A 2,936-nucleotide genomic window follows, 5' to 3' on the forward strand; every position below is an offset into this window, starting at 1 on the left:
CAGCGCGTCTGGGAATACCACAACGTGGTTGATACCAATGAGGGCCAGTGGCAGGTGCTGGGTCACGCGCAGGACATTACGGAACAAGTATTGCAGGAGCAGCGCCTGCGAGAATGGTCTATCCGCGATGCGCTGACCGGCTGTTACAACCGGCGCTATCTTGCCCAGCATCTAGAAAGAGCAGGTAGTCAATCGCCCTGGTCATGCGTCACGCTTGACCTCGAGAAGTTCAAGGCCATCAACGATACCTTCGGGCATCAGCGCGGCGACGAGGTGCTGATCTCAATGGCCCACTTCTTTCAACGCCATGCGCGTGGAGGCGACTACGTGATTCGGCTTGGCGGGGACGAGTTTCTTATTATCTTGCCCGACAGTACGATCACCGAGGCACATGCCCTGGCTGCACGCTTGGCCGGTGACGCGAGTGCGGCGCCGTGCGGATTCACCGCCGGGTGCGCCGCCCATCTGCCCGGAACGCCGATAGACGCCACGCTGGTGGAAGCCGACCGCGCGCTTTACACGGTTCGTTGGCGCAGGGGCGACGGTGGCCCGGATCGCGGCCGATAAGTCTTCGTCCCATTCGCTTTATCACAGAGAGTCTGATCGGTACGGCCAAGCTGCCTTACGCTCGGGCCGATGGTTTCCAGGAGTCGTCGCRTCGCCTTCATCGGGGTAGCGTAGGCTGCTGAAATCATGGACATTGAGATTCTCAAGCAGGCGGTATTGGACTCGCGGGATGGCATCACGATCTCGGATAGTTCCGTCGAGGACAATCCTTTGATCTTCGTAAATCCTGCATTCGAGCGCATGAGCGGCTACTCATTAGACGAAATAATGAATCGGAATTGCCGATACTTGCAGGGGGAAGATCGGAACCAGCCAGGCCGCACAGTCGTGCACGATGCCATGAGAGACGGACAGTATTGCCTGGTTACCGTGCGAAATTATCGCAAAGACGGATCGATGTTTTGGAACGAACTAAGTATCTCCCCCATCTACAACGTGGAAGGAAAAGTCGCGAACTTCATCGGGATCCAGAAGGATGTCACGGCACGCATGATGATCCAGGACCAACTGCGTGCGGACAACCAATCCCTCGCAGAGGCCAGATCGAGTTGGGAAGAGCTCTCTATGCGGGACGGTCTGACGGGAATCTTCAACCGGCGTTTCTTCGACACTCAGCTCGAGATCCAGTGCAGCATCGCCACCCGTAGCGGTGATCGGGTCACTCTGCTTATGATCGATGTCGATCATTTCAAGGAGTTCAACGATATCTATGGTCATCAGGCTGGTGACGAAGCGCTGAAACGGGTCGCGTACAGCCTCAATGAGTCATTTCTTCGCGCTTCCGATTTCGTCGCAAGGTATGGTGGCGAAGAGTTCGTCGTTTTGTCCGTTGGCACCACGCGAGAACAGGCCTGCATATTTTCCGCCTCGTTATGCGATCGCATACGGCGGTTGAGAATATCTCACGAGGGTACTCCCGGGGGACATCTCACCATCAGCATCGGTATTACGGTGCATGATTTCGCTTCAGGCGATCCGTCGCAGATTCYGATTTATCAGGCAGACAGTGCGCTGTACGCCGCCAAGCGCCGAGGCAGGGACCAATACAGCATTGCTCCTTCAGCGCGCGGATGACCAGCTCAACCATGCCGTTCTGCCGCGGGCAGTGCGGCGTGATGGACTCTTGCCGCAAATCATCACGGGTAGGGCAGGGGTGCTTGATCGCCAGCATCAGTTCATCCAGGCTACTTCCAGCACGCCGAGTGAGGCGCTGTCGTCCACACCTGCACGTCGCCGCTTCCATCTGCCCGAGCGACGTGAATGACCCATGGGATATCGAAGCGCCGTGGAAAACGCCGCGTATCCTTCGCGTCCGCATGAGGCAAGCGATAGGCGATGAGGGCGCCGTCGGGCGACCACGCCGGGTCGAGGCCGAACGGCTTAATGATCACATGAAGCCCCGTGCCGTCAGGATGGATGAGCGAGATGCCCTTGGGCGTATTGAACGCGATCCACTGGCCATCGGGCGACCAAGCAGGGTGATTCGATTTGTGCCAGCGGTCCGTCGGATCACCCTTCACGACAATCGCTCTGCGCATTTCGCTACCGAGCCGGTCTCCGGGGATATTCGTCAGTTGCCGGGTGGTGCCTGTGGTGGCATCCATGACGAAGAGCTCCTGAAGGTTGCAGCTGCTCCGATCGGCCTTGATCGCTCCGGTGAAAACGACCGCCTTCCCATCCGGTGACCATGAAGCGAAATGGCTGCCGCACGCACGGACCGGGTCCGCACAGACAGGATGTCCTTCGCCCTGGACCGGCACGATGCACATCTTCGCCGTGGGATACATGATGCCCGCCACGCGCGTTCCGTCCGGTGCAAGGACGAGCTGGGTCGGAAGGTGACGCTGCTCCGGCGTCGGCGCAGGTGCGCCGCGATCCGTCCAGTCGGCCGCGCTGTGGCCCGATCGAGCGGCGGGCCAGCCGCAGCTGCGGAACCGCAAACGAGGGAGAGGCCGGCGACGCATCGCGCGATGAGGCGAATCATTTGCCTTGGCCGCATGACTTACCTCAGTGGAAAGCCGTTGGCGCTGGATCATGCAGGCACTTGTCATTTGACGGAAGGCACTTCGCCGAACTCGGGTAGTGATTTCCTATCGAGATCAAGAAAAAGAGTAACCCGACAGCAGCTCTGGAACAGAGCCATTTTGCAGCCGGGCGCTCTCCCATGCGAGGATGCGACGGGGCCACCGGACTGGCCCGACAGGGGAATCCATCCATGCGTTCAAGGCCAATGGCGGGCAGGCTCGCGGCTGCGCTCATTGTTTCAGTGGTTCTGCTTCTTTCCGCGTGCGGCAGGCGCGATTCATCGGCAGGCGATGCTTCCAAGCCCATCGATCTCAACGGCCCCATGACCCTGTACGCGGCAGCAT

At 59.4% G+C, this 2,936-nt stretch carries 3 protein-coding genes; 2 read left to right on the plus strand and 1 reads right to left on the minus strand.

Going from position 1 to position 2,936, the window contains the following annotated elements:
* Positions 1-567 (plus strand): GGDEF domain-containing protein (locus AC1DT2_RS19640; RefSeq protein WP_477298152.1); only part of this gene is annotated, 567 nt, incomplete at its 5' end.
* 126 nt (positions 568-693) lie between these two features.
* A complete protein-coding gene (locus AC1DT2_RS19645) occupies positions 694-1,641 on the plus strand; it encodes a GGDEF domain-containing protein (RefSeq protein WP_477298154.1) in 948 nt (315 codons plus the stop codon).
* A 110-nt stretch (positions 1,642-1,751) separates the two neighbouring features.
* Here AC1DT2_RS19645 and AC1DT2_RS19650 read toward each other — a convergent pair whose 3' ends face one another.
* Positions 1,752-2,366, minus strand: coding sequence for a TolB family protein (locus tag AC1DT2_RS19650; protein WP_477298155.1), 615 nt, complete (start codon positions 2,364-2,366; stop codon positions 1,752-1,754).
* Between the last annotated feature and the right edge of the window lie 570 nt (positions 2,367-2,936).

Source organism: Luteibacter sp. P4_E6 (genome assembly GCF_056401535.1).